Origin of the sequence: Metapseudomonas otitidis, from assembly GCF_900111835.1 — a bacterium.
GTDB lineage: Bacteria > Pseudomonadota > Gammaproteobacteria > Pseudomonadales > Pseudomonadaceae > Metapseudomonas > Metapseudomonas otitidis.
The window spans coordinates 39,762-62,718 of the sequence record NZ_FOJP01000008.1 but is presented as its reverse complement, the minus strand read 5'-3'; the positions used below and the strand labels follow the sequence as shown (position 1 = coordinate 62,718).

General features: G+C 69.5%; 22 protein-coding genes, 1 pseudogene and 1 riboswitch. Of the genes and pseudogenes, 5 read left to right on the top strand and 18 right to left on the bottom strand.

Annotated elements, in window-relative coordinates:
• Positions 1-115 precede the first annotated feature (115 nt).
• Positions 116-910, bottom strand: coding sequence for a lysophospholipid acyltransferase family protein (locus BM198_RS11595; protein WP_044412433.1), 795 nt, complete (start codon positions 908-910; stop codon positions 116-118).
• A gap of 93 nt (positions 911-1,003) precedes the next feature.
• On the opposite strand from BM198_RS11595, the pseudogene BM198_RS11590 reads away from it, so the two are divergent.
• The 3 genes and pseudogenes from BM198_RS11590 (at position 1,004) to BM198_RS11580 (ending at position 4,019) form a co-directional block, all read left to right on the top strand.
• Positions 1,004-1,857 (top strand): annotated as a pseudogene (locus BM198_RS11590) (sulfurtransferase).
• A gap of 228 nt (positions 1,858-2,085) precedes the next feature.
• Complete coding sequence (locus tag BM198_RS11585) at positions 2,086-2,565, top strand: hypothetical protein (protein ID WP_074970086.1); 480 nt, start codon at positions 2,086-2,088, stop codon at positions 2,563-2,565.
• Positions 2,566-2,756: 191 nt separating this feature from the next.
• Positions 2,757-4,019 (top strand): OmpP1/FadL family transporter, encoded by a 1,263-nt coding sequence (locus BM198_RS11580; protein ID WP_074970084.1) that lies wholly within the window; start codon positions 2,757-2,759, stop codon positions 4,017-4,019.
• A 126-nt stretch (positions 4,020-4,145) separates the two neighbouring features.
• Here BM198_RS11580 and BM198_RS11575 read toward each other — a convergent pair whose 3' ends face one another.
• The 5 genes from BM198_RS11575 to BM198_RS11560 all read right to left on the bottom strand — a co-directional run bounded on the left by BM198_RS11575 (position 4,146) and on the right by BM198_RS11560 (position 7,730).
• Positions 4,146-5,204: a DUF2167 domain-containing protein gene (locus BM198_RS11575; RefSeq protein WP_074970082.1), complete on the bottom strand. Its 1,059-nt coding sequence runs from the start codon at positions 5,202-5,204 to the stop codon at positions 4,146-4,148.
• Positions 5,205-5,334: 130 nt separating this feature from the next.
• The gene (locus BM198_RS11570; RefSeq protein ID WP_074970080.1) at positions 5,335-5,883 is read right to left on the bottom strand and encodes a glutathione peroxidase; all 549 of its coding nucleotides are present in this window, start codon (positions 5,881-5,883) and stop codon (positions 5,335-5,337) included.
• 71 nt (positions 5,884-5,954) lie between these two features.
• Complete coding sequence (locus BM198_RS30645) at positions 5,955-6,077, bottom strand: hypothetical protein (protein WP_260845423.1); 123 nt, start codon at positions 6,075-6,077, stop codon at positions 5,955-5,957.
• Positions 6,074-7,264 (bottom strand): MFS transporter, encoded by a 1,191-nt coding sequence (locus tag BM198_RS11565; protein ID WP_139233616.1) that lies wholly within the window; start codon positions 7,262-7,264, stop codon positions 6,074-6,076. The genes BM198_RS30645 and BM198_RS11565 overlap by 4 nt, the downstream gene beginning before the upstream one ends.
• A gap of 52 nt (positions 7,265-7,316) precedes the next feature.
• Entirely contained in the window at positions 7,317-7,730 is a 414-nt protein-coding gene (locus BM198_RS11560; RefSeq protein WP_074970076.1) for a MarR family winged helix-turn-helix transcriptional regulator, read from the bottom strand.
• A 162-nt stretch (positions 7,731-7,892) separates the two neighbouring features.
• Here BM198_RS11560 and BM198_RS11555 point away from each other — a divergent pair, with 162 nt between their 5' ends.
• Together BM198_RS11555 and sph are read left to right on the top strand one after the other, a co-directional pair.
• Entirely contained in the window at positions 7,893-9,713 is a 1,821-nt protein-coding gene (locus BM198_RS11555; RefSeq protein WP_074970074.1) for an acyl-CoA dehydrogenase C-terminal domain-containing protein, read from the top strand.
• Between the two features lie 197 nt (positions 9,714-9,910).
• Positions 9,911-11,461 (top strand): sphingomyelin phosphodiesterase, encoded by a 1,551-nt coding sequence (sph, locus tag BM198_RS11550; protein ID WP_074970072.1) that lies wholly within the window; start codon positions 9,911-9,913, stop codon positions 11,459-11,461.
• Between the two features lie 34 nt (positions 11,462-11,495).
• On the opposite strand, the gene BM198_RS11545 is transcribed toward sph, so the two are convergent.
• The 12 genes from BM198_RS11545 to BM198_RS11490 form a co-directional block, all read right to left on the bottom strand.
• Positions 11,496-12,227: an adenosylcobinamide-GDP ribazoletransferase gene (locus BM198_RS11545; protein WP_074970069.1), complete on the bottom strand. Its 732-nt coding sequence runs from the start codon at positions 12,225-12,227 to the stop codon at positions 11,496-11,498.
• On the bottom strand, positions 12,224-12,769 hold the full coding sequence (gene cobC, locus BM198_RS11540) for an alpha-ribazole phosphatase family protein (RefSeq protein ID WP_074970067.1): 546 nt from the start codon (positions 12,767-12,769) through the stop codon (positions 12,224-12,226). The genes BM198_RS11545 and cobC overlap by 4 nt, the downstream gene beginning before the upstream one ends.
• The gene (gene cobT, locus BM198_RS11535; RefSeq protein ID WP_074970065.1) at positions 12,766-13,824 is read right to left on the bottom strand and encodes a nicotinate-nucleotide--dimethylbenzimidazole phosphoribosyltransferase; all 1,059 of its coding nucleotides are present in this window, start codon (positions 13,822-13,824) and stop codon (positions 12,766-12,768) included. Before cobT ends, cobC begins: the two co-directional genes overlap by 4 nt.
• Positions 13,824-14,342 carry a bifunctional adenosylcobinamide kinase/adenosylcobinamide-phosphate guanylyltransferase gene (gene cobU / locus BM198_RS11530; RefSeq protein WP_069564179.1) on the bottom strand — a complete coding sequence of 173 codons (519 nt, stop codon included), beginning with the start codon at positions 14,340-14,342 and terminating at the stop codon, positions 13,824-13,826. The genes cobT and cobU overlap by 1 nt, the downstream gene beginning before the upstream one ends.
• Positions 14,335-15,801: a cobyric acid synthase gene (locus BM198_RS11525; RefSeq protein WP_074970062.1), complete on the bottom strand. Its 1,467-nt coding sequence runs from the start codon at positions 15,799-15,801 to the stop codon at positions 14,335-14,337. Before BM198_RS11525 ends, cobU begins: the two co-directional genes overlap by 8 nt.
• Positions 15,798-16,790 (bottom strand): threonine-phosphate decarboxylase CobD, encoded by a 993-nt coding sequence (cobD, locus tag BM198_RS11520; RefSeq protein WP_044412473.1) that lies wholly within the window; start codon positions 16,788-16,790, stop codon positions 15,798-15,800. Before cobD ends, BM198_RS11525 begins: the two co-directional genes overlap by 4 nt.
• Positions 16,783-17,691 carry an adenosylcobinamide-phosphate synthase CbiB gene (gene cbiB / locus BM198_RS11515; RefSeq protein ID WP_074970060.1) on the bottom strand — a complete coding sequence of 303 codons (909 nt, stop codon included), beginning with the start codon at positions 17,689-17,691 and terminating at the stop codon, positions 16,783-16,785. The genes cobD and cbiB overlap by 8 nt, the downstream gene beginning before the upstream one ends.
• Positions 17,688-18,338: a 5,6-dimethylbenzimidazole synthase gene (bluB, locus tag BM198_RS11510; protein ID WP_074970058.1), complete on the bottom strand. Its 651-nt coding sequence runs from the start codon at positions 18,336-18,338 to the stop codon at positions 17,688-17,690. Before bluB ends, cbiB begins: the two co-directional genes overlap by 4 nt.
• The gene (locus tag BM198_RS11505; RefSeq protein WP_139233611.1) at positions 18,335-19,624 is read right to left on the bottom strand and encodes a cobyrinic acid a,c-diamide synthase CobB; all 1,290 of its coding nucleotides are present in this window, start codon (positions 19,622-19,624) and stop codon (positions 18,335-18,337) included. Before BM198_RS11505 ends, bluB begins: the two co-directional genes overlap by 4 nt.
• Entirely contained in the window at positions 19,624-20,235 is a 612-nt protein-coding gene (gene cobO, locus BM198_RS11500) for a cob(I)yrinic acid a,c-diamide adenosyltransferase (protein ID WP_069559716.1), read from the bottom strand. Before cobO ends, BM198_RS11505 begins: the two co-directional genes overlap by 1 nt.
• A gap of 113 nt (positions 20,236-20,348) precedes the next feature.
• On the bottom strand, positions 20,349-22,181 hold the full coding sequence (gene btuB, locus BM198_RS11495; protein WP_083422373.1) for a TonB-dependent vitamin B12 receptor: 1,833 nt from the start codon (positions 22,179-22,181) through the stop codon (positions 20,349-20,351).
• A 92-nt stretch (positions 22,182-22,273) separates the two neighbouring features.
• Positions 22,274-22,487, bottom strand: a riboswitch (cobalamin riboswitch).
• A 55-nt stretch (positions 22,488-22,542) separates the two neighbouring features.
• Entirely contained in the window at positions 22,543-22,956 is a 414-nt protein-coding gene (locus BM198_RS11490; RefSeq protein ID WP_044412490.1) for a VOC family protein, read from the bottom strand.
• Position 22,957: the final 1 nt, after the last annotated feature.

Genomic DNA, 22,957 nt, shown 5'->3' with positions numbered 1-22,957 from the left:
CCATGAAAAAGGGACGCCAATGGCGTCCCTTTTTTCATGCCTCGTTCACAGCACTGAGCCCTCTCAGACTGGGCAGCTCGTTAACCGCCCTCTCCCTTCGCCGCTGCGAACAGCTTCAGGCCGGCTCCAGCAGCACCTGCCTCACCGCTTCCGGCTGCGCCACCCCAGGCTCCAACAAGGCCTCCATGCGCTCACGGGTCAGTTCCATGAGCATCCCGAGACGTGCCACGTCGTACTGGCTGGCATCGATCGGCTCCCCCACATGCACGGAAACCGGCAGCCCCAGGTTGAAACGCCAGGAGCGCGCAGGCAGCACCCGATGAATGCCACGAATGGCCACCGGCACGATCACCGCATCGGTATCCAGGGCCAGGTGGAAGCAGCCCTTCTTGAATGGCTGCAACCGGCCATCCGGGGAACGCGTTCCCTCCGGCGCGGCCCACAGCACAATGCCGCTTTCCATCATGGCGCGCGCCTTGGCCAGGTCCTCCAGCGCCTGTCGCCGGTTGTGCCGGTCAATGAACGGGAATTCCGCCGCCTTCATCGCCGCGCCCAGGAAAGGCACGCGGGAGAGTTCCTGCTTGGCCAGCATGCGGATGGAGCCCGGCAGCGCCACGAAAGAGGCCGGGATGTCGTAGTGGCTGGAGTGATTGCAGAGGATCAGGTAGCGCCGGCCATCATTGAAATCCGGCCACTGCCCATGGACCGACAGGCGAACCCGCACCAGGCGCAGCAGCCCGCGTGACCAGGCCCGCGTGAAACCGTCCACACGCTGGCGGTCCAGGCGCCGCCAGAGCGCCAGCCACAGGACAAGGCAGCAGAAATACAGCGTCCAGAGCACCGAACCGACCACCACGCCGACGCGGCGTGCCAGGGTGGCGCTCTGGGCGAATGAATGCAGGTTTGGCATCGTGGCCCTCCCATCTCGTGTTCATCCGCGCGACGCAACGCGCGATCGTTCCTTATGATGCGCATCGTCATTGATTCGACACAGGAGACCGTCATGCCCCTCGCGCAACTGATCCGCCCTGATGAACTGGCGCCTCGACTGGGAGAGCCCGGCCTGGTGATCCTCGATTGCCGCTTCGCCCTGGATGATCCGTCCTACGGCCAGCGCAGCCATGCCGAAGGGCATATCCCGGACGCCCATTTCGCCGACCTCGAGCGTGACCTCTCCGCCCCCGTGCAACCGGGCATCACCGGACGCCACCCGCTGCCGGAGCCGGATCGACTGGTCGCCGCCCTGCGCCGCTGGGGCGTGGATAACGCCAGCATGATCGTGCTGTATGACGATGGCCCCGGTGCCTTCGCCGCCCGCGCCTGGTGGCTGCTCGCCTGGCTGGGCAAGCGCGATGGCGTCTACCTGCTCGACGGCGGCCTGAAGGCCTGGCGCGAAGCCGGCCTGCCCCTGGATGCGGAACAGCCCACCGAGCGCACCGGCAGTTTCACCGGCACCCCCGACTCCAGCCTGGTGCTGGATGCCCGTCAGCTCCAGGCCCGCCTCGACTCCCACGCACTCACCCTGCTGGACGCCCGTGCCCTGCCGCGCTTCAAGGGCGAGGTGGAGCCCATCGACCCCGTCGCCGGGCACATCCCCGGAGCCCAGTGCGCCGCCTTACCGACAACCTCGGTGCCGACGGCCGCTTCCTGCCTGCCCAGGCCCTGCGCCAGCGCTTCCAGGCCTTCCTCACCGACCGCCCTGCAGACAGCCTCGTGGCCTACTGCGGCTCCGGCGTCACCGCCTGCCACAACCTGTTCGCCCTGAGCCTGGCCGGCTACCCGCTCGCACCGCTCTACGCAGGCTCCTGGAGCGAATGGATAACCGACCCCAGTCGCCCCGTGGCCACCGGCCTGTGATCCCGGCCGCCCGTCATACCGGGCGGCCTACTCCGCAGCCTGTTAATGACTGCCTGGCATATGGCGCCTGGCGCAAGACGCCAAACAGTTTAAAAACAGGTCTTTACAGCATCTTTATCCCACTACACTTCAAATCGAGCGGCTAACCCCGCTCCCGGCGGGGTCCTTTCCCAGAACGAGAAGCTGCCACACGCCCCCGACCCCGCCGGCACCTTCCGCGAGGGCATCATGGGCATAGCCGCACACGATCTCTGCCAACACGTCATCCGCCCCACCCTGGCCTACCTGCAGCGCCCCTCCCCCACGGCCGAAGTGCTCCTGCTCGGTGCCGCCGCGTGCCAGTCCGACCTTGGCACGGCCCTGGGGGATCGCGCCGGCTACGGCCTCTACCACATCAGCGAAGCCCACCACCGCCAGCTCTGGGACCAGCACCTGGCCCGCGATCCGGACCTGGCCAGCCTGGTGCGGGGCCTGGCCAGCCAGCATGCCTTCCTAGGCGCTCCCCACCTGGAGCTCGCGGTGAACCTGCGCTACGCCACCGCCATCGCCTGGCTGCTGGTGGAAAGCGAAGTCCTCGTGATGCCCTCTGCGGATGACTGGCCGGGCATGGCGGATGTCTGGCGACGCGTATTCAACCCGCAGGGAAATCCCAGCGATTACCTCGCTGCCTGGAATCGCTGCGTAGGACTTCATCAGCAGGCTGCCTAGGATAAATCGATCACTGACCAATCAGTCAGGAACGAGCGTCCAAGGCTTTTTGCACGAAGCGTGAAATTAGCGGCAATTTGCCACACGAAAGCCTCTAGAACGCCGATTTAGCGGGAACTCAACGTAGCTGGAAAGGGTCTGGAAATCCTGCTAGTTTCCGCCCCCTGCCTTACCAGACCCAGGAGTCAACCGTGATCACAAGAATCATAAAGACCAGCCTCGCTCTCGCTGTTGCCGGCGCATCCACCTACAGCCTCGCCGGCGGTTTCGCCATCAACGAACAGAGCGTGAGCGGTATGGGTACTGCCTTCGCCGGCCGCTCCTCCTCGGCCGACGATGCCTCCACCGTCTTCGGCAACCCCGCCGGCATGTCGCGCCTCAAGCGCGAACAGGTCAGCGGCGGTGTCGCCCTGCTGGACGCCAAGACCGACATCGACCATGGCCGCGGCTCCTTCTCGGGCAGCAATGACGGCGACATGGTCCCGTTCATCGGCGTGCCCATGGGCTACTACGTCAAACCCATCGACGACAAATGGACCTTCGGCCTCGGCATGTACGTGCCCTTCGGCCTGGTGACCGACTATGAGAAGGGCTTCCAGGGCCGCTACTACGGCACCCGCAGCGAAGTCCGCGTGGTCACCCTGCAGCCAACCGTCAGCTACAAGGTCAACGACCAGCTCTCCGTCGGCTTCGGCCCCACCATCAACCGCATCGACGGCGAGCTGACCTCTGCCCTGCGCAACCCCTTCCCCGGTGGCAGCGATGGCAAGGTCAAGGTCAAGGGCGACGACACCGCCCTGGGCTTCAACGCTGGCGTTCTGTTCGAAGTCGATCCCAGCACCCGCCTGGGCCTGACCTACCACTCCAAGGTCAAGTACAAGCTGCGTGGCGACACCACCGTCTCCACCAATGGCCTACTGGCCGGCTCGTCCGGCAAGTACGACGCCTCCCTTGACCTGGAGACCCCCGAATCGGTCGACTTCTCCATCACCCATGACCTGAACGCCGACTGGACCCTCTACGCCGGCACCACCTGGACCCGCTGGAGCCGCCTGGAAGAAATCAAGGTGGAGAACGACGGCGTGCGCGGCCCGCTGGCCGGAGTACTCGGCACCATTACCGAAGAACAGAACTGGCGCGACACCTGGTCCTACGCCGTCGGCGCAGCCTACAAGCTGAACCGCGAGTGGACCCTGCGTGCCGGCCTGGCCTACGACCAGAGCCCGACCCGCAACGAGTACCGCTCCCCGCGTATCCCCACCGATGACCGCAAGATCCTCAGCCTCGGTGCCGCCTGGAGCCCCAACGACGACTGGACCGTGGACCTCGCCTACTCCTACCTGAAGGAAGACGACGCCACCATCAACCAGAGCAACAGCACCAAGGGCAGCTACTCCTCCACCTACAAGAACAGCGCCCACGGCCTGGGCGCCCAGGTCACCTACCGCTTCTGACCTGAACCCCGGCGGCCGTCGCTGCCGGGGTACACCCCAAAACGAAAACGCCGCGATCCCCTCTCGGGTATCGCGGCGTTTTCATGTGCGCCCGGGGTGACGCATCACCCCGGGCAGCAGCCACCGTCAGGACTTCGGCGGCTCTTCGCGGTTCAGGTCCATCACCGTCGCAGCAGGTTCCACCGGCTTGCTCGGCTGCACCACCGGTGCCACCTCCGGCTGGACCGGCTCGGCCGCCTGCGGCGCTTCCTTCTTCTTGCCGCGGACACGGGCAATGACCCAGCCACCGATGGCGATCGGCACCCAGAAGAACTTCTTCAGCAGCACCAGCAGGATGGCCAGCAGGCCGGTCTTGGCGGCGACCTTGCCCGCGATCAGCGCGCCCAGGCCGTAGGCCGCGACCTTGTCCAGGTCCGGGTTGAAGTCGGCGTAGCGGTTGCCCGGGTTGAACTCGGTCATCGCCAGCACCGCCGGCAGGTTCTGCTCGATGGTCGGCAGTTGGTCCATGTTGGCGATGAAGTTCAGCACCAGCACGCCCTTACGGCCCAGCACGCGAATGTTGTAGTTCAGGGTGTGGGTTTCGGAATCGCCGAACTTCAGCTCCTTGGCCCAGTGCAGCTTGCGGCCATTGGCGTCATAGCGCGGCTGGGAGGCCCAGCCGATCAGTTGCACCGGCTCGTAGCCGTTCTCGGCGCGCCATTTGTTGTCTTCCTTGGTGTCGTCCTTCATGCCCTGCAGCATCTCGTTGTAGTCGATGTCGCTGGCATCCTCGTCGGACACGTAGCCGCTCTCCTCGTACTCGATGGTCACGGCCCAGGACTCATCGGCCAGCGGAGAAATGCCCTTGGGCAGGATCATGCCCAGCGGTTCCTCGGCATCCGGCGGGTTGCCCCAGGCCTCCACCAGCACGCGCTCGGCGTCCTTGCCGTCCAGGTAGACGAACTGCTCGGGTACATCCAGGGTGGCCAGGTTGTCACCGATCACCACCTTGCCCTGCTTGAAGTTCAGGCTGTTGAGGAACTCTTCCTCGCTGATGCCCTGCTCTTCGTCGGCCGAGACGTCCTCGTCCGTGGCCTGTTCGGCCTGGGCAGCGTTCTCTTCAACGGGGGCAGCCGGCTTGGCGGCAAAGGCGGTGGGAATGGCGGCGGCCAGCAGTCCGGCCAGGATCAGGTCCTTGATCGACATGGGTGTCTCCAGGAGAGGGGGTGAAAAACAGGCCGCGAACCCTATCACAGGAGCGCCACGCAAACCGGAACCAGCCGAAAGATTCTGAAACACACTCCCGGCTGATCAGCCTTTTCGCCCCCTCGCCGGGTCAGGGCTTGCTGTCCAGCGCCTGGCGGATCGCCTTCTGCAGGTCCTCGTCATCCGGGCTGGTAAGGCTGGAGAAATGCGCCACCACCTTGCCCTGGCGATCCACCACGTACTTGTAGAAGTTCCAGCGTGGCGCCTGCCCGGACTGCTCGATCAGCTCGCGGTAGAGCGGCGTCGCCTCGTCACCGGTCACATGCTGCGGCTCGGTCATGGTGAAGGTCACGCCGTAGTTCACGTAGCAGACCTTCGCGGTCTCCTCCGTATTGGCCGCCTCCTGCTTGAAGTCATCCGAAGGCACGCCCAGCACCTCGAAGCCCTCGGCCTTGTAGCGCTGGTACAGCGCTTCCAGCCCCTTGAATTGCGGGGTGAAACCGCAGTGGCTGGCGGTGTTGACGATCAGCAGCGGCTTGCCGGCGAAGCGCTCGCACAGATCCACCGTCGCCTTGGCCCGCAACTGCGGCAGGCTGTGCTGCAACAGCGGTGGGCACTCCGCTGCCACGGCGGGCAAGGTGAACAGGGCGAGCAGGGGCACGGCGAACAGGCGTTTCATGGCAGGCATCCTCGGGCACGCGGCGGGTCAAGCGGTGGAGCAAGGCTAGCGCCGGGCCCGCCGGCCGGCAATCAGCACAGGCTCATGTTCAGTTGCAGCAGCGCCAGGCCACCGCGCTGCCAACCCCACCAGGCCAATGCGGTCAGGCCCAGCACCAGGGCCGCCACGGCGACCAGCGCCAGGCGCGCCCTCACACCGCCACCTGCAGGCGCGCCACCGGCTGCTCGCGGATCGGCCAGTTCAGCGCGGCCGCCATCAGGCTGAGCAGGATGGAGATCTGCCACACCACCTCGTAGCTTCCCGTGTGGTCGTACAGGTAGCCACCCAGCCAGCCGCCGAGGAAGGCCCCGAGCTGGTGGAAGAGGAACACGATGCCGCCCAGCATCGACAGGTTGCGCACCCCGAACAGGGTCGCCACCGTGCCGTTGGTCAGCGGCACCGTCGACAGCCACAACAGCCCCATCGCCATGCCGAAGGCATAGGCGCTCCACACCGACAGCGGCATATAGAGGAAGGCCAGGATCACCACTGCCCGCAGCAGGTACAGCACGGTCAGCAGCCGAGGCTTGGCCAGGCGTCCGCCCAGCCAGCCGGCGATGTAGGTGCCGAACACATTGAACAGCCCCACCAGCGCCAGCACCGTCGTGCCCACGGTCGCCGGCAGGTGCTGGTCCACCAGGTAGGCCGGCAGGTGCACGCCGATGAACACCACCTGGAACCCGCAGACGAAGAAGCCCAGCGACAACAGCCAGAACCCCCGGTGCGCCGCCGCCTCGCGCAGCGCCTCGGCCAGGCTCTGCTCCGGCCCCTTGCTGGGCAACGGACGGTCCTTGAGCATCCCCGCCAGCGGCACGATCAACGCCACCAGCAGCCCCAGCGCCAGCAGCGCCGACGACCAGCCCAGCCAACTGATCAACCCCTGGGACCCCGGCAGCATGGCGAACTGGCCGAACGAACCGGCTGCCGCCGCAATGCCCATGGCCATGCTGCGCTGCTCCATCGGCACCGCCCGCCCGACCACCCCGAGGATCACTGAGAACGACGTCCCCGACAGCCCGATGCCGATCAGCAGCCCCGCACTGGCCGAGAGCTGCAGCGGCGTATGGGACAGGCTCATCAGCACCAGCCCCAGCGCATAGAGCACACCGCCCACCACCACAGCCCGCGTCGCACCGAAGCGGTCGGCCAGGGCCCCGGTGAAGGGTTGCGACAGCCCCCAGATCAGGTTCTGCAGCGCGATAGCAAAGGCGAACACCTCCCGCCCCCAGCCGAACTCCCCGCTCATCGGGGCCAGGAACAAGCCAAAACCGTGGCGGATGCCCAGTGACAGCGCCAGGATCAGCGACGCCCCCAGCAACACCCAGCCACTCGTGCGCCACATCGAATTCATTGCATGTCCTCTACGGGCAGGCACCCGCGTTATCGCGAAACAGTCAGTCCAGGGATTCCACGTCACCCAGCAGGGCCATCAGCGCATCGCGCTGCCCCGCGCCCAGGCGCTCAACCATCCGTCGCTGCACCGACTCCCAGGCAGGCAGCGCCAAGGCGACACAGGCCTGGCCCTCAGCGGTCAGGAACGCCACGCGGTTGCGCTGGTCCTCGCCTTCGCCCAGCCCGACCAGGCCCTTGCCCTCCAGCACCCTCAGGTTGCGTCCCAGGGTGCTGCGGTCCAGCGCAAGCGCCTCCGCCAGGTCGGTGATGCTCGGCCGATCCAGCCGCTGCAGGTTCCTCAGCAGCGAATACTGGGCGACGTTGATCCCGGCGAATTCGAGCGCCTCGTCATAGATACGGGTCAGGTTGCGGCTGGCGCGGCGCAGCCGCGTGCACAGGCAGGGGGAGGTCGACATGGATGCGTGTATATACCCGCATCAAGAAAAGCGTCAACGAAAACCACAACCGCCGGCCGGTATTGTCCGAACTGCCAGACGCCCCCGTTCCCGCTGCCAAGGCCGACATGACCGGTGCGCCGTATAACTCGGCGCGACTGCCACCTGCCTGCCGAGGTTCCGATGCCCAGCTACAAGGCGCCCCTGCGCGACACCCGTTTCCTGCTCAACGAAGTCTTCGACTTCCCCGCCCACTACCGCAGCCTCGCCAACGGCCAGGACGCCACCCCCGACATGGTCGACGCCATCCTCGGCGAGTGCGCGAAGCTCTGCGAGGAAGTCATCGCCCCGCTCTACCACAGCGGCGACGAGGAAGGCTGCCACCTGGAGAACGGCGAAGTGCGCACGCCCAAGGGCTACAAGGAGGCCTACGACGCCTACGTCGCCGGCGGCTGGCAAGGCCTCTCGCATCCGGTCGAGTACGGCGGCCAGGGCCTGCCCATGAGCCTCGGCGCCCTCAAGCAGGAGATGCTCGGCACCGCCAACTGGCCCTTCTCCATGTACCCCGGCCTCTCCCTCGGCGCCATGAATACCCTCATGCAGCACGGCACCGAGGAACAGAAACGCACCTACCTCACCCCGCTCACCGAAGGCCGCTGGGCCGGCACCATGTGCCTCACCGAACCCCAGTGCGGCACCGACCTGGGCCAGGTGAAGACCCGCGCCGACGCCAACGCCGACGGCAGCTACGCCCTCACCGGCACCAAGATCTTCATCTCCTCCGGGGACCACGACCTCACCGAGAACATCATCCACATCGTCCTCGCCCGCCTGCCCGACGCGCCCAAGGGCACCCGTGGCATCTCCCTGTTCATCGTGCCCAAGTTCCTCCCCGGCGCCGACGGCGGCCTCGGCCCGCGCAATGGCGTCAGCTGCGGCGCGCTGGAGAAGAAGATGGGGATCAAGGCCTCGGCCACCTGCGTGATGAATTTCGACGGCGCCACCGGCTACCTCATCGGCCCGCCGAACAAGGGCCTGGAATGCATGTTCACCTTCATGAACAGCGCCCGCATCGGCACCGCCATCCAGGGCGTCGCCACCGCCGAACTGGCCTACCAGGGCGCCCTCGCCTACGCCCGCGAACGCCGCTCCATGCGCGCCCTCTCCGGCACCAAGGAGCCCGGCGAGGTGGCCGACGTGCTGATGCACCACGGTGACGTGCGGCGCATGCTGCTGACCCAGAAGGCCATCGCCGAAGGCGGCCGCGCGCTGGTCTACCTCGCCACCCAGTACGCCGACCGCATGATCGAAGGCATCCTGCAGAACGACACCGGCAAGTACGAACACTGGGACGACAAGCTCGGCTTCCTCACCCCCATCCTCAAGGGCTGCCTCACCGAACTGGGCCTGGAGAGCGCCAACCTCGGCATGCAGGTATTCGGCGGCCACGGCTACATCCGCGAGCACGGCATGGAGCAGATCGTCCGCGACGCCCGCATCGCCACCCTCTACGAAGGCACCACCGGCATCCAGGCCCTCGACCTGCTCGGCCGCAAGGTGCTGCTGATGACCCAGGGCAAGGCCGTGCGCGACTTCACCGGGCAGATGGCCCGCTTCGCCGTGGACCTGATCAAGCAGGAGCCCGCCATGCGCGGCCGCGCCCTCACCCTGCTCAAGCTCGCCGGGCAGTGGAACGTCCTGACCCTGCGCATCGCCCTGCGCGCCCGCAAGGACCGCGACCTGGTGGGCACCGCCAGCCACGACTTCCTCATGTACGCCGGCTACGCCGCCCTCGCCTACGCCTGGGCCCTGCAGGAAGCCGCCGCCCGCCGCCACCTGCGTGAAGGCGGCAGCGAGTCCGAGGACTTCTACCGCGCCAAGCTGGCCACCAGCGACTTCTACTTCGACCGCCTGCTGCCCCGCGCCAAGGGCCACGCCGCCGCCATGACCAAGCCCACCGGCTCGGTGATGGGCCTGCCGGGGGAGCACTTCGTCTTCGAATGAGGCACCGGGTGGGGCATCGCCCCAGGCGCTCCCGACGGGAGGCCTGGGGCAGACGACGCCAGGCCTTCAGCTATCCATGAAATGTCGCCGTCATACAGCTGATGTTTCTTACAGCGGACGAAACGGACGAAGCCTTAGCCGGTCCGCCAACGGGTGGTAGCGTCGCGCCGCCCTGAGCCCCCATCAAGGACATGCCAATGACCCCATCTGCCCGCATCACCGGAACGCTGCTCACCCTCCTCGCCGCCACCCAGGCCCAGGCCGCCCCCGATCCCCGGCCCGACGCCTACAACCTGCTCACCCACAACGCCTTCTTCCTCACGCCGCTGCCGTTCAAGTTCAGCTGGAGCAATCAGGATCGCGCCCGGCTGATGACCCGCGCCGACTACCTGGAAGAGCGCGACCTGATCATCTTCAACGAACTGTTCGACAACGCCGCCTCCGACATCCTGCTGAACGGTCTGAGGGGCCGCTACCCGCACCAGACGCCCGTGCTCGGCCGCTCCACCGCCGGCTGGGACGCCACCACCGGCAACCCCGCCGCCAACCTCGACGACGGCGGCGTCGCCATCGTCAGCCGCTGGCCCATCGCACGCCGGGTGCAATACCTCTACCGCGATGCCTGTGGCGCCGACCGGCTGGCCAACAAGGGCTTCGTCTACGTCAAGGTGCTGCGCGGCGAGCGCCCCTTTCACGTCATCGCCACCCACACCCAGGCCGCCGACAGCGCCTGCCCGGATGGAGGCCGTGCCGTGCGGGAAAGCCAGTTCAGGGAAATGCGCGCCTTCATCGACCGCGAGAACATCCCCGCCAACGAAGTGCTGTTCATCGGCGGCGACCTCAACGTCATCCGCGGCAGCAACGAATACCCGCACATGCTGGCCCAGCTGGACCTGCGCGAGCCCGACAGCTACGCCGGTGCCTCCGCCACCTTCGACACCCGGCGCAATGGCGTCACCGGCTACCAGTATCCCTACAAGGACAACGGCCCCGGCAAGGCGCCGAGCAACCCGCCGGAGTACCTCGACTACATCCTGGTCTCCAACCGCCACGGCCAGGTGTCCTACTGGCACAACCAGGCGCTGGACATCCCCTCCCCGCGCTGGAGTGCCAGCGACGGCGTCAACACCTGGTACTACCAGGACTACTCCGACCACTACCCGGTGGCCGCCTTCACCTACGCCGACCCGCTGCGCACGCCGCAGCAGGCCTACAAGCCCACCGACAACCGCTACGCCCGCGTGGTGCTGCGCAGCCTGGACAACGGCAATGCCTTGCGCACCGGGGCAAAGGCCACCAACTGGGTCACCGTCACCGGCAACGGCCGCGACGACGCCAGCACCTTCAGCCTCAATGCCTGGGACCACTTCGCCAGCTTCTGCGTACGCAACGGCGACTACGTCACCCTGGAATCCCGCGCCTACCCCGGCTACTTCCTCACCTGGTACGAACACGGTGCCGGCAAATGGGGCTACTACCCCGCCGCCGGCAAGCCCTCGCGGCACCTGCGCGTGCAGATCGACAACGACCAGGGGCAGTGCCTGAAGGACGGCGACCAGGTGGCCTTCATCGACTACAGCGGGCAACGCCCCCTGCCCGGCCACGACTACTACCTGAAGATCTGGCCCGACGGCGCCTGGAAGGACCACCTGTTCCTCTGGGGCAACGCCCAGGACGGCAGCCGCTTCCGTGTGGAAGTAGCCCCCACCGCTGTCCACGAGGACTGGCGCAGCAAGCTGCGTTTCTGAGCCGGGTCGCACCGGGGCCGCGCGGCCCCGGTGCTCAGGCCAGCAGTACCACCGCCACCAGCACCCCCACCTCCACCAGCTCCACCAGCGCCCCGGCGGTGTCCCCGGTGGTGCCGCCCAGCCGGCGCATCAGGCCGCGCCGCCACACGGCGAACACGGCCAGGGCCGCCGCCAGCGACACCAGCGCCACCCAGCCGAACACCAGGCCCAGCAGCGCGTGGGCGCCCAGCACCCAGGGCAGCGCCTGGCGCGGCAGGTGCTCGGCCAGAGCCTGGCCCAGGCCGCCCGGGCGCACGTAGGGGGTGGTCATGAACAGCAGCGGCAGCAGGCCACGCGCCAGCCAGGGCGCCAGCAGCAGCGAGGCGATGGGGCCCTGCTCCAGCAGCGCCACCAGCGCGGCGAACTTCAGCAGCAACACCAGCACCAGCACCACCACCGCGATGGGGCCGCTGCGCGGGTCCTTCATGATCGCCAGGGTGCGCTCGCGGTCGCAGTAGCCACCGACCCAGGCGTCCGCCGTATCGGCCAGGCCATCCAGGTGCAGGCCACCGCTCAGGGCCACCCAGGCGGCCAGCAGCAGCGCCGCCTTGAGCAGCAGCGCGGTATCCCCCAGCAGCCACTCCAGGCCAAGCAACAACAGGCCGAGCAGCGCGCCCACCAGCGGGTAGAACAGCAGCGAGCGACCGATCTGCTGCGGCTCGGGCATGCCCGGCAGGCGCACCGGCAGGCGGGTGAGGAACTGCAGGGCGATCAGCAACGGCGTCATGGCAGCACGATCCGTTGCAGCGAGGCGTGGGGCACCTCGACGCTCATCAGTTGCTGCCGAGGCAGGCCCCGGGCCTGCGCCAGCAACAGGCGGATCACCCCGCCATGGCTGACCACCAGCACCGGCCCATCGCCGCCCTCCAGCAGCCGCTGGCGGGCGGCCAGCACCCGTGCCTCGAAGGCCTCCAGCGGCTCACCGTTGGGCGGGGTGAAGGCATAGGGATCGTTCCAGAAGGCACCGAGCCCGTCGGCGTCGGTTTCCATCAGCTCGGCCGCGCTGCGCCCTTCCCAGTCACCGAAGTGCAGCTCGCGCAGGTCCTCGTCGAAGGCCAGGGGCAGCGCCAGCCGCTCCGCCAGCTCACGGGCGAAGGCGGCGCAGCGCTGCAGCGGCGAGCTGACGATCCGCGTCCAGGGCCCGGCGCCTTCCACGGCTGCGCGCATCTGCGTCCAGCCGGTGGCGGTCAGGGCATCGTCGAGGCTGCCGCGAAAGCCACCCCCGCGCTCCGTCTCGCCATGGCGCAGCAGGTCGATGACCCGGCTCATGCCGGGCGGTCCGAGACGGCCGCCTCGGCAAAGGTGGCCATGCCGCCGTGCAGGTCGCAGGCCAGGCGCAGCAGCGGCAAGGCCACCGCCGCACCACTGCCCTCGCCCAGGCGCAGGCCCAGGTCCAGCAGCGGCTCGGCGCCCAACGCCTCCAGCACCGCCAGGTGGCCCGGCTCGGCGGAGCGGTGGGCGAACAGCAACCAGGGGCGGCATGTGGGGTTGAGGCGCACGGCACAGAGCGCGGCAACGCTGCAGATGAAGCCGTCCACCAGCACCGGGATGCCGCGCTGGGCACAGGCCAGGTAGGCGCCCGCCAGGGCCGCCAGTTCGAAGCCGCCCAGGCGCCGCAGGGCTTCCAGCGGGGCTTCGCAGTGAGTTCGATGCAGCGCCAGGGCCTGGTCGATCACCTGGGCCTTGCGCTGCACGCCCGCCGCGTCCAGGCCGGTGCCGGGACCCGCCAGGGTGGTGGCGGAGGTGCCGGTCAGGCCGGCGGCCAGGGCACTGGCGGTGGTGGTGTTGCCGATGCCCATCTCGCCGCCCAGGTACAGGTCGGCACCTTCGGCACGGGCACGTTCGGCACTGTCGCGACCGGCCGCCAGGGCGGCGTGGCACTGGGCCTCGCTCATCGCCGGGCCCTGGGCGAAGTTCGCCGTGCCCGGCCCGAGGTTCAGGTGCAGCACACCGGGCAGCGGCTCGATGGACACGGCGGTGCCCAGGTCCACCAGCTCCAGCGGTGCGCCCTGGGTGCGGGCCAGCACGCTGATGGCGGCGCCGCCGCGCACGAAGTTGCGCAGCATCTCGCCGGTCACCGCCTGGGGATAGGCCGACACGCCCTCGGCCACCACGCCGTGGTCACCAGCGAACACGGTGAACCAGGGCCGCTCGATGCGCGGACGCTCGCGACCCTGCAGGGCGGCCAGGGTCACGGCCACGTCCTCCAGGCGGCCCAGGGCGCCACGGGGCTTGGTCAACTGGTCCTGCCGGGTGAGGGCCAGGTCGCGGGCGGAGGCGTCTTCGGGTTGGCAGGCGGCCAGCCACCAGGCGTCGGTGTTCATCAGGAAGCTCCCTTCAACAGCATGGGCAGGCCGGCGACGGTGAAGGTCACGCGGGTGCAACGCTCGGCCAGGGCCTGGTGCAGCCAGCCCGCCTCGTCCACGTAGCGCCGGGTCAGTTCACCCAGGGGCACCACCCCCAGGCCGGTTTCATTGCTCACCAGCAGCACGCGGCCGGGCAGCTCGGCGATGCAGGCCAGCAGCGCATCGCGCTCGGCGGCCAGGCGCGCCTCGTCCTCCAGCATCAGCAGGTTGGTGAGCCAGAGGGTCAGGCAGTCCACCAGCAGGCAGGTGCCGGCACTGGCGTGCTCGCGCAGCACGCGGGCCAGTTCCACGGGCTCCTCCACCAGGCCCCAGTGGTCGGGCCGGCGGGCGCGGTGATGGGCGACGCGGGCGCTCATCTCGCCATCCAGCGGCTGGCTGGTGGCGATGTACACCACCGCCAGGCCGGAGTCGGCCGCCTGTCGTTCGGCCAGGCGGCTCTTGCCCGAACGGGCGCCGCCGAGGATCAGTTCAGCCATGGGCAGGCTCCAGGCCGCAGAGGCGGCGCAGCAGGTCGGTGTCCAGGTGGCGCTCGACCTGATCGGCCAGGCGCTCGATGTCGCGCTCGCGCAGGGCCGGGTAGTCCACGGCCTGCACCTGCTCCAGGCCGGCCCAGCGCAGCAGCGCCTCGCGGGCCTCGGCGCCTTCGAACAGGCCGTGCAGGTAGGTGCCGAGCACCTGGCCGTCCGGGCTCAGGGCACCGTCACAGCGGCCATCCTCCAGCTGGGCGACGGGTCGCTCCAGGGCCGGGCCCTGGCTGACTCCGGCGTGGATCTCGTAGCCGCTCACCGGCACGTCGCCCAGGCTCAGGCGGCCGCGCACGTTGCGCAGTTGCTTCTCCGGCTCCAGCACGGTGTCCAGCTCCAGCAGGCCGAGGCCCTCGCTCTCCCCCGCCGGGCCTTCCAGGGCATGGGGATCGGCGATGCGCCGGCCGAGCATCTGGTAGCCGCCGCAGATGCCCAGCACCTTGCCGCCGTAGCGCAGGTGACGGGCCAGGGCGCGGTCCCAGCCGTGCTCGCGCAGCCGCGCCAGGTCGGCGCGCACGCTCTTGGAGCCGGGGAGGATGACCAGGTCCGCCGGTGGCAGCGGCTGCCCCGGTGCGACGAAGGTGAGCTGCACCTGCGGGTGCAGGCGCAGGGGGTCGAAATCGGTGTGGTTGCTGATGCGCGGCAGCACCGGCACCGCCACCCGCAGCACCTCGCCGGTCTTGTCGGCCTGGCGGCGGTCGATGGCGTCCTCGGCCTCCAGGTGGAAGTCGGTGAGGTACGGCAGCACCCCCAGCACCGGCTTGCCGGTGCGCTGCTCCAGCCAGTCGAGGCCGGGTTGCAGCAGGGCGATGTCGCCCCGGAAGCGGTTGATGACGAAGCCCTTCACCCGCGCCTGCTCGCTGTCCGAGAGCAGTTCCAGGGTGCCCACCAGGTGGGCGAAGACGCCGCCCCGGTCGATGTCGGCGATGAGGATCACCGGGCAGTCCACTGCCTCGGCGAAGCCCATGTTGGCGATGTCGTTGGCGCGCAGGTTGATCTCCGCCGGGGAGCCGGCGCCCTCCACCATCACCACCTGGTAGCCCGCCTGCAGGCGCTGGTGGGAGGCCAGCACCGCCTGCAGGGCGACCTTCTTGTAGTCGTGGTAGGCCACGGCGTTCATCGAGGTGACGGCGCGGCCGTGGATGATCACCTGGGCACCGGTGTCGCTGTTGGGCTTGAGCAGCACCGGGTTCATGTCGGTGTGCGGCGCCAGCCCGCAGGCCTGGGCCTGCACCGCCTGGGCGCGGCCGATCTCGCCGCCGTCGGCGGTCACCGCGCTGTTCAGCGCCATGTTCTGCGGCTTGAACGGCACCACCGCCACGCCCTGGCGCTTGAGCCAGCGGCACAGCGCGGTCACCAGGGTGCTCTTGCCGGCGTCGGAGGTGGTGCCCTGCACCATGAGGGTGGTCATGCGAACTCCTGGTTGAAGCCGGCCAGCGTCTCGTCGAGGCGGCGCCAGCCGGCCTCGTCCGGCGGCAGGCCGAAGCGCAGGCTGGGCGGTGCGGTGAACAGCCGGGTGAGGATGCCCCGCGCCGCCAGGTATTCGTGCAGCACCTTGGCGTGGGGCATGGCCACCCACTGGAACAGCGCGCAGCCGCCGGTGGGCACCAGGCCGTGGCCGGCCAGCAGGGCCTCCAGGCGCTGCCCGTCGGCCAGCAGGCGCTCGCGTTGCCGGGCCTGGCCGGCGCGGTCTTCCAGCAGGCCCCGGGCCAGGGCGCGGGCCGGGCCGCTGACGGTCCAGGGGCCGAGCAGTTCGTCCAGCTCGCCCAGCAGCCGCCCCTCGGCCAGCACGAAGCCCAGGCGCAGGCCGGCCAGGCCGAAGAACTTGCCGAAGGAGCGCAGCACGATCAGCCCCGGCAGGTGGCTGGCAGTGGCCAGGCTCTGCTCCGGGGTGACGTCCATGAACGCCTCGTCCACCACCAGCCAGCCACCGCGCTCGGCCAGGCGGCCGTGCCAGTCCAGCAGCAGGTCCGGGGTGAAGCGTTGCCCGGTGGGGTTGTTGGGGTTGACCACCAGCAGCACGTCGAGGCGGTCCACGGCGCGGCGGGCGCCGGCTTCGCTGATCTCTTCGAGGCGGTGGCCTTCACGGCGCCAGGCGGCGGCATGCTCGGCGTAGCACGGCGAGATGATGCCCACCTGGCTGCGCTTGCGCAGGCGTGGCAGGGCCTGGATCGCCGCCTGGGAGCCGGCCACCGGCAGCAGCCCGCAGGCGCCGTAGTAGTCGCGGGCGGCGTCTTCCAGGCCGTCGTCCCGCTCGGGCAGGCGGGCCCAGGCCTGGGCGGGGATCGGCGGCAGGGTCAGGCCGTAGGGGGCGATGCCGGTGGAGAGGTCCAGCCAGTCGCCTTCGGGAATGCGATAGCGCTGCGCGGCAAGGCGCAGCCGTCCGCCATGTTCAAGCAAGGAGCCACCCTCCGACGATCAGTACGGCGACCCAGAGCATCACGCCCTGGCGCACCAGGTCCATGCCACGCTGGATGTCGGCGGCGCGGGCGGGCTCGCCCTGCCCCAGGTGCGGCCGCTCGTGCAGCTCGCCGTGGTAGATCGCCGGCCCGCCCAGTTGCACGCCCAGCGCGCCGGCACCGGCGGCCATCACCGGGCCGGCGTTGGGGCTGTCCCACAGCGGCGCCTGCTGGCGCCAGCACTGCAGGGCCAGCGCCGTCTTGCCGAGCACGGCGTAGGTCAGCGCCACCAGGCGCGCGGGGATGTAGTTGAGGAGGTCGTCGATGCGCGCCGCCGCCCAGCCGAAGCGTTCGAAGCGCGCGTTGCGGTAGCCCCACATGGCGTCGAGGGTGTTGGCCAGGCGGTAGAGCACCACCCCCGGCGCGCCGGCCACGGCGAACCAGAACAGTGCGGCGAACACCGCGTCGCTGCCGTTCTCCAGCACCGACTCGGTGGCGGCGCGGGCCACGGCGCTGTCGTCCAGCTCGCGGGTGTCGCGGCTGACCATGTAGCCGACCCGCTCCCGCGCGCGGGCCAGGTCGCCCTGCTCCAGCGCCTGGGCCACCGGCTCGGCGTGTTCGTTGAGGCTGCGCAGACCGACCGCGGCATACAGCGCCAGCACGCTGACCACCCAGCCCAGCCCGGGGAGATCGGCCAGCAGCCAGACCACCGCCGTCGGCGGCAGCACCGCCAGCAGCCAGGCGCTGACGCCGTGGCTGCGCCAGCCGCGTCCACCCGGATTGAAACGACGCTCCAGGCGCTCGGCCCAGCGGCCGAACAGCACCAGCGGGTGGCCGCGACGGGGCTCGCCGAACAGGGCGTCCAGCAGCAGTGCGACCAGTGTGGTCAGGCCCAGGCTCATTGCGTGTGTCCCCAATGGTTCTCGAACAGCAGATCACTCAGTGGGCGCGGTTGCGCCCAGCCTTCCAGCGCCAGCATCGGCGCCGGGTAGAAGGCTTCCACCGGGCCCAGGCAGAGCACCGCCAGGGGCTTGCTGCCGGGCGGCATGCCCAGCAGGTCGGCCAGGGCCTGGGGCTCGAACAGCGAGACCCAGCCCATGCCCAGTCCTTCGGCACGGGCGGCGAGCCAGAGATTCTGAATGGCGCAGGCCAGCGAAGCCATATCCATTTCCGGCAGGGTGCGTCGCCCGAAGACATGGGCTTCGCGCCCGTCCATCAGGCCGGCCACCAGCAGCTCGGCGCAGTCGAGGATGCCCTCCACCTTCAGCCGCATGAATTCGTCGGAACGCTCGCCCAGGGCCTCGGCGGTGCGCACCCGCTCCGCCTCCACCAGGCCATGGATGGCCTCGCGCAGCGCCCGGTCGCGGATGCGGATGAAACGCCAGGGCTGCATCAGGCCGACGCTGGGCGCCTGGTGGGCGGCCTCCAGCAGCCGCGCCAGCAGCTCGGGCGCCACCTCGCCACCGGCAAAGTGGCGCATGTCGCGGCGCTCGGCGATGACCCGGTAGATCGCCTCACGGTCCTCGGGGCGGTAGGCGTGGTCGCTCATGGGCGCAGCAGCTCCGCAGCCGCCCGGGGGTTGGACGGCAGGTAGAAGTGGATGTACGAGGCGGTCAGCCGGCCGATGCGGTACACCGCCTCGGCCACCGGCTTGTCGTTGGGGCACAGGCCGCGCACCAGCGGCGCCTCGGGGGACTCCAGCAGCGAGTGGTGGAAGGTGTGCCCGCGCAGGGTGCCTTCCGGCAGCGCGGCTTCCTGCAGGGCCAGGGCGGCCAGGCGCTTCTGCATCACCGCGCGGCCGGGCAGCAGGCCCAGCAGCTCGGCGGACTGGCCGGCGGCATCGGTGAGCGCCTCCAGCAGGTAGAGCATGCCGCCGCACTCGGCGAGGATCGGCTTGCCGGCCTGGTGGTGGGCGCGGATGGCGGCGGCCATGGCCGGGTTGCCGGCCAGCTGCGGCAGGTGCAGCTCCGGGTAGCCACCGGGCAGGTAGAGGCTGTCCACCGCTGGCAGCTCGGCGTCCACCAGGGGCGAGAAGAACACCAGCTCGGCACCCAGGCGCTGCAGCAGGTCGAGGTTGCCCTGGTAGAGGAAGGCGAAGGAGGTGTCACGGGCGACGCCGATGCGCACGCCCTCGAGCCAGGGCTCCAGGGGTTCGGCTGCCGGCGCGGCGAAGGCCACGGCGGGCGGCAACGCCACTTCGGCGCTGGCGGCCAGGGCGTCGGCGGCGGCGTCCAGGCGGGCGTCCAGGTCGGCCAGCTCCTCGGCCTGCACCAGCCCCAGGTGACGGCTGGGCAGCTCCACCTCGGCGCTGCGCGGCAGGGCGCCGTACCAGCGGATCCAGTCCGGCAGGCTGTCGCGGATCAGGTCGCTGTGGCGCTGGCTGCCGACACGGTTGCCGAGCACGCCGGCGAACGGCAGGTCCGGCTGGTAGGTGGCCAGGCCCACGGCCAGGGCGCCGAAGGTCTGGGCCATGGCGGCGCCGTTAATCACCCCCAGCACCGGCACGCCGAAGTGCCGCGCCAGGTCGGCGGCGGACGGCGAGCCGTCGAACAGCCCCATGACGCCCTCGATGAGGATCAGGTCCGCTTCCCCCGCCGCTTCCCACAGCAGGCGCCGGCTCTCGGCCTCGCCGATCATCCACAGGTCCAGCTGGTAGACCGGGTGGCCCGAGGCGCGGGCAAGGATCATCGGGTCGAGGAAATCCGGCCCGCACTTGAACACCCGCACGCGCCGGCCCTGGCGGGCGTGCAGGCGTGCCAGGGCGGCGGTGACGGTGGTCTTGCCCTGGCCGGAAGCGGGTGCGGCGATGAGCAGTGCGGGGCAGGTGCGGGTCATCAGAACTCCACGCCTTTCTGGGCCTTCACCCCGGCCTTGAAGGCGTGCTTGACCAGGCTCATCTCGGTGACGGTATCCGCCGCCTCGATCAGCGCCTCGGGCGCGCCCCGACCGGTGGCGACCACGTGCTGGTGCTCGGGGCGGGACTCGATGTCGCGCAGCACCTCGTCCAGCGCCAGGTAGCCGTGCTTGAGGGCGATGTTCAGTTCGTCGAGCACCACCAGGCCCACCTCGGGGTCGTCCAGCAGTTCACGGGCCACGGCCCAGGCGGCGCGGGCCTTGTCGATGTCGCGCTGGCGGTCCTGGGTGTCCCAGGTGTAGCCCTCGCCCATGACGTGGAAGCTGACCTCCTCGGGGAAGCGGCGGAAGAAGGCCTCCTCGCCGGTGGACATGCCGCCCTTGATGAACTGCACCACGCCCACCTTGAAGCCGTGGCCGAGGGCGCGGGCGACCATGCCGAAGGCGGAGCTGCTCTTGCCCTTGCCGTTGCCGGTGTGCACCAGCAGCAGGCCGTACTCGTCCTGGGCCTGGGCGATCTTCTCGTCGATCAGGGCTTTCTTGCGCTGCATGCGCGCCTTGTGGCGCTGGTCGCGTTCGGGGGATTCGCTCATGGGAGTCCTCGGTTCGGGCCGACGCGGGCGCCGGCGGAAGGATGCGCAGTTTACGCCGGGTGCGGCGGCGGCCCGAAGGCTTTTCCGCCGCACCCGGCAAGGATGTTCAGGGGTTACAGGGCCTGGTAGCGGACGCTGAAGTAGACGGCCTGGCCGGGCTGGTTGAAGTCCTTGGCGGTCTCGTAGTCGGCCGCGAAGAGGTTGCTGACCTTGGCTTGCAGACGCCATTCGTCGTTCAGCCAGTACTCGCCGCGCAGGTCGAGGGTGGCGAAGCCGGCCAGGCGGTCGTCGTTGGCCACGTCGTCGAAGCGCCGCCCCTCGGCGTGCAGGGTGGCGCCCAGGCCGACGGCACCGATGCGCCGGTCCAGGTCCAGGTTGAACACCTGCTGGGCACGGCGCGGCAGCTGCTTGCCGTGGTTGCCGTCGTGGGCGCGGTTGACGCTGTCGAGCAGGGTCAGGTTGGCGTTCCAGTCCCAGCCGAGCCAGCGGCTGCCGAGGCTCAGCTCGGCGCCGTCGATGCGCGCCTTGCCGATGTTGTTGGGGCCGCCGAAGGGGCCGGTGCCGGCCTGGGCATCGTGGACGATGAGGTCATCGACATGGGTGCGGAACAGGTTGGCCGACCAGTGCCCCCAGTCGTGTTCGCCGCTCAGCGCCGCTTCGAGGCTTTCGGAGGTCTCGGCCTTGAGCCTGGGGTTGCCGTAGTCGGGGTAGTACAGCTCGTTGAAGGTGGGCGCCTTGAAGGCGGTGCCGTAGCTGAGGCTGAAGCGCAGCGCCTCGCTGAGGGCATAGCCCCAGGCGGCGCTGCCGGTGTCGTGGCGGCCGAACTGCTGGTTGTCGTCGCGGCGCAGGGCGAGCTGCCAGTCATGCCGGCCGGCTTCCCCCAGGTACTGGGCGAAGGTGCCGCGATTGAGGCGCGAGTCGCGGTCGAAGCGGGTGGAGCTGTCCACTTCGTCCTGCTGCCAGTCATGGCCGATGCTGAAGGTGTGGCCTTCGGCCAGGGTGAATTCGTTGAGCCAGGAGGCGGTGTCGCGGCGGGTGTCGAAGCGCGAGTCGAACTGCCCGCCGGCCTCGGTGCGCGACAGGTCTTCGCTGCGTCCGGCCTGGAGGGTGATGCCCCAGGGCTCCACCGGGCTGAAACGGGCGCGCCCGCCGATGACGCGCTGCTCGTTGTCGGCGTTGGCATTGCGGCCGCCGCCGGGGCTGGACCGCGACACCAGGTCCAGATCGGTGTGAGCCTTGGCCCGCAGCAGGGTGCCGTCCAGTTCCAGGCCGTTGTCGAAGCGGTAGCCGGCGCGCAGGTTGCCGGAGAGGTTGCGGTAGCCGTCGGCGTCGCCCTCGTGGTAGCTGCTGCGCGCGCGGGTGGCGTCGATGCCGTCGCTGTCCTGGCTGCTCATGCCCAGGCTGTACCAGCCCTGCTCGCCGCCGCCGCTGACGCCGGCGCTGCCCTGGTAGCTGTCGTGAGTGCCGTAGCCGGCGGAGAACCAGGGCTTGGCGGTGCCGTCGCCGCTGCCCTGGCGGGTGAAGATCTGGATCACTCCGCCGATGGCTTCGGAGCCGTAGAGGCTGGAGCGCGGACCACGGACCACTTCGATGCGCTCGATCAGCTCCACCGGCAGGTCCTGGAAGGCAGCCAGGCCGTTGCTGGCCGCGCCGATCTTCACCCCGTCCACCAGCACCAGCACGTGGTCGGACTCGGCGCCGCGCATGAACAGCGTGGTGTTCTTGCCGGGGCCGCCGTTGTTGCTGAGGGTGACGCCGGGCACCTGGCTCAGCAGCTCGGGCACCGAGTGGGCCTGGCTGCGCTCGATGGCGTCGCGGTCGATGACGGTGGTGGCGGCCAGGCTGGCGCGGGCCGGTTGCGAGGTGCGCGTGGCGGTGACGCTCTGGGGCGCCAGTTCGAGGGGCTCGCCATGGGCCGGCAGAACGGCACCGAGGCCGAGCAGCATCCATGTGGCGGATGCCCGGGATACGGGGGACTGCATGTGGGGTCTCCGTCGCGCCACCCGCGCGACTCCAGGGATGGATGCATGGCCGTGGCCATGCTCGCTCGCACCGGGCCGGTCTCCGGGCTTGCGAGCGGAACCTGGGGTTCCCCGACCGCGCCTTCCCATGCGTGGGCACAGTGGCTGGATGCGGTGGTTGACTCGCCTACCGTTGCGGGGGCAGCGCCGGATTCTTGATGGAATGGACCGGCTTCCCTGTTTCACCCCACCGGCCAAAAGCCGTGGGGCACCTGGTGCAGGCGCGCAGCTTAGTGGCGCGGCGGGACAGGGTCAATCGAGCCCGCGCCGCGCCGGACGGGAGGGTTCAGGCGCCGTCCTTCTCGCAGTTGACCATCCAGGGCACGCCGAAACGGTCTTCGAACATGCCGAAGCGAACGGCCCAGAAGGTGGGCTCCAGGGGCATCTGCACGGTGCCGCCGGCACTGAGCCCGCTGAACACCCGCTCGGCCTCGGCAATGCTGTCGACGTTGAGCGACACCGAACAGCCGCGAATGCCGGCGTGGGGCTGCTCGGGCAGGCTGTCGGAGGCCATCAGCGACTGGCCGTCGCGGGTCAGGCAGGCGTGGATGATGTGCCCGTGGCAATCAGTGGGTACGTGGGCAGCGGCCGGGGTTTCGCCGAAGGTCATCATCCGGAGTTCGCCACCGAGTACATCGGCGTAGAAGGTGAAGGCCTCCCGGCAGGTGCCGGGGAAGATCAGGTAGGCATTGATGCGCATG

Coding starts and splice junctions, on each gene's coding strand:
- BM198_RS11595 (WP_044412433.1), bottom strand. CDS start 910: ATGCCAAACCTGCATTCATTCGCCCAGAGCGCCACCCTGGCACGCCGC.
- BM198_RS11585 (WP_074970086.1), top strand. CDS start 2,086: ATGGGCATAGCCGCACACGATCTCTGCCAACACGTCATCCGCCCCACC.
- BM198_RS11575 (WP_074970082.1), bottom strand. CDS start 5,204: ATGTCGATCAAGGACCTGATCCTGGCCGGACTGCTGGCCGCCGCCATT.
- BM198_RS11570 (WP_074970080.1), bottom strand. CDS start 5,883: ATGAAACGCCTGTTCGCCGTGCCCCTGCTCGCCCTGTTCACCTTGCCC.
- BM198_RS11565 (WP_139233616.1), bottom strand. CDS start 7,264: ATGTGGCGCACGAGTGGCTGGGTGTTGCTGGGGGCGTCGCTGATCCTG.
- BM198_RS11560 (WP_074970076.1), bottom strand. CDS start 7,730: ATGTCGACCTCCCCCTGCCTGTGCACGCGGCTGCGCCGCGCCAGCCGC.
- BM198_RS11555 (WP_074970074.1), top strand. CDS start 7,893: ATGCCCAGCTACAAGGCGCCCCTGCGCGACACCCGTTTCCTGCTCAAC.
- sph (WP_074970072.1), top strand. CDS start 9,911: ATGACCCCATCTGCCCGCATCACCGGAACGCTGCTCACCCTCCTCGCC.
- BM198_RS11545 (WP_074970069.1), bottom strand. CDS start 12,227: ATGACGCCGTTGCTGATCGCCCTGCAGTTCCTCACCCGCCTGCCGGTG.
- cobC (WP_074970067.1), bottom strand. CDS start 12,769: ATGAGCCGGGTCATCGACCTGCTGCGCCATGGCGAGACGGAGCGCGGG.
- cobT (WP_074970065.1), bottom strand. CDS start 13,824: ATGAACACCGACGCCTGGTGGCTGGCCGCCTGCCAACCCGAAGACGCC.
- cobU (WP_069564179.1), bottom strand. CDS start 14,342: ATGGCTGAACTGATCCTCGGCGGCGCCCGTTCGGGCAAGAGCCGCCTG.
- BM198_RS11525 (WP_074970062.1), bottom strand. CDS start 15,801: ATGACCACCCTCATGGTGCAGGGCACCACCTCCGACGCCGGCAAGAGC.
- cbiB (WP_074970060.1), bottom strand. CDS start 17,691: ATGAGCCTGGGCCTGACCACACTGGTCGCACTGCTGCTGGACGCCCTG.
- bluB (WP_074970058.1), bottom strand. CDS start 18,338: ATGAGCGACCACGCCTACCGCCCCGAGGACCGTGAGGCGATCTACCGG.
- BM198_RS11505 (WP_139233611.1), bottom strand. CDS start 19,624: ATGACCCGCACCTGCCCCGCACTGCTCATCGCCGCACCCGCTTCCGGC.
- cobO (WP_069559716.1), bottom strand. CDS start 20,235: ATGAGCGAATCCCCCGAACGCGACCAGCGCCACAAGGCGCGCATGCAG.
- btuB (WP_083422373.1), bottom strand. CDS start 22,181: ATGCTGCTCGGCCTCGGTGCCGTTCTGCCGGCCCATGGCGAGCCCCTC.
- BM198_RS11490 (WP_044412490.1), bottom strand. CDS start 22,956: ATGCGCATCAATGCCTACCTGATCTTCCCCGGCACCTGCCGGGAGGCC.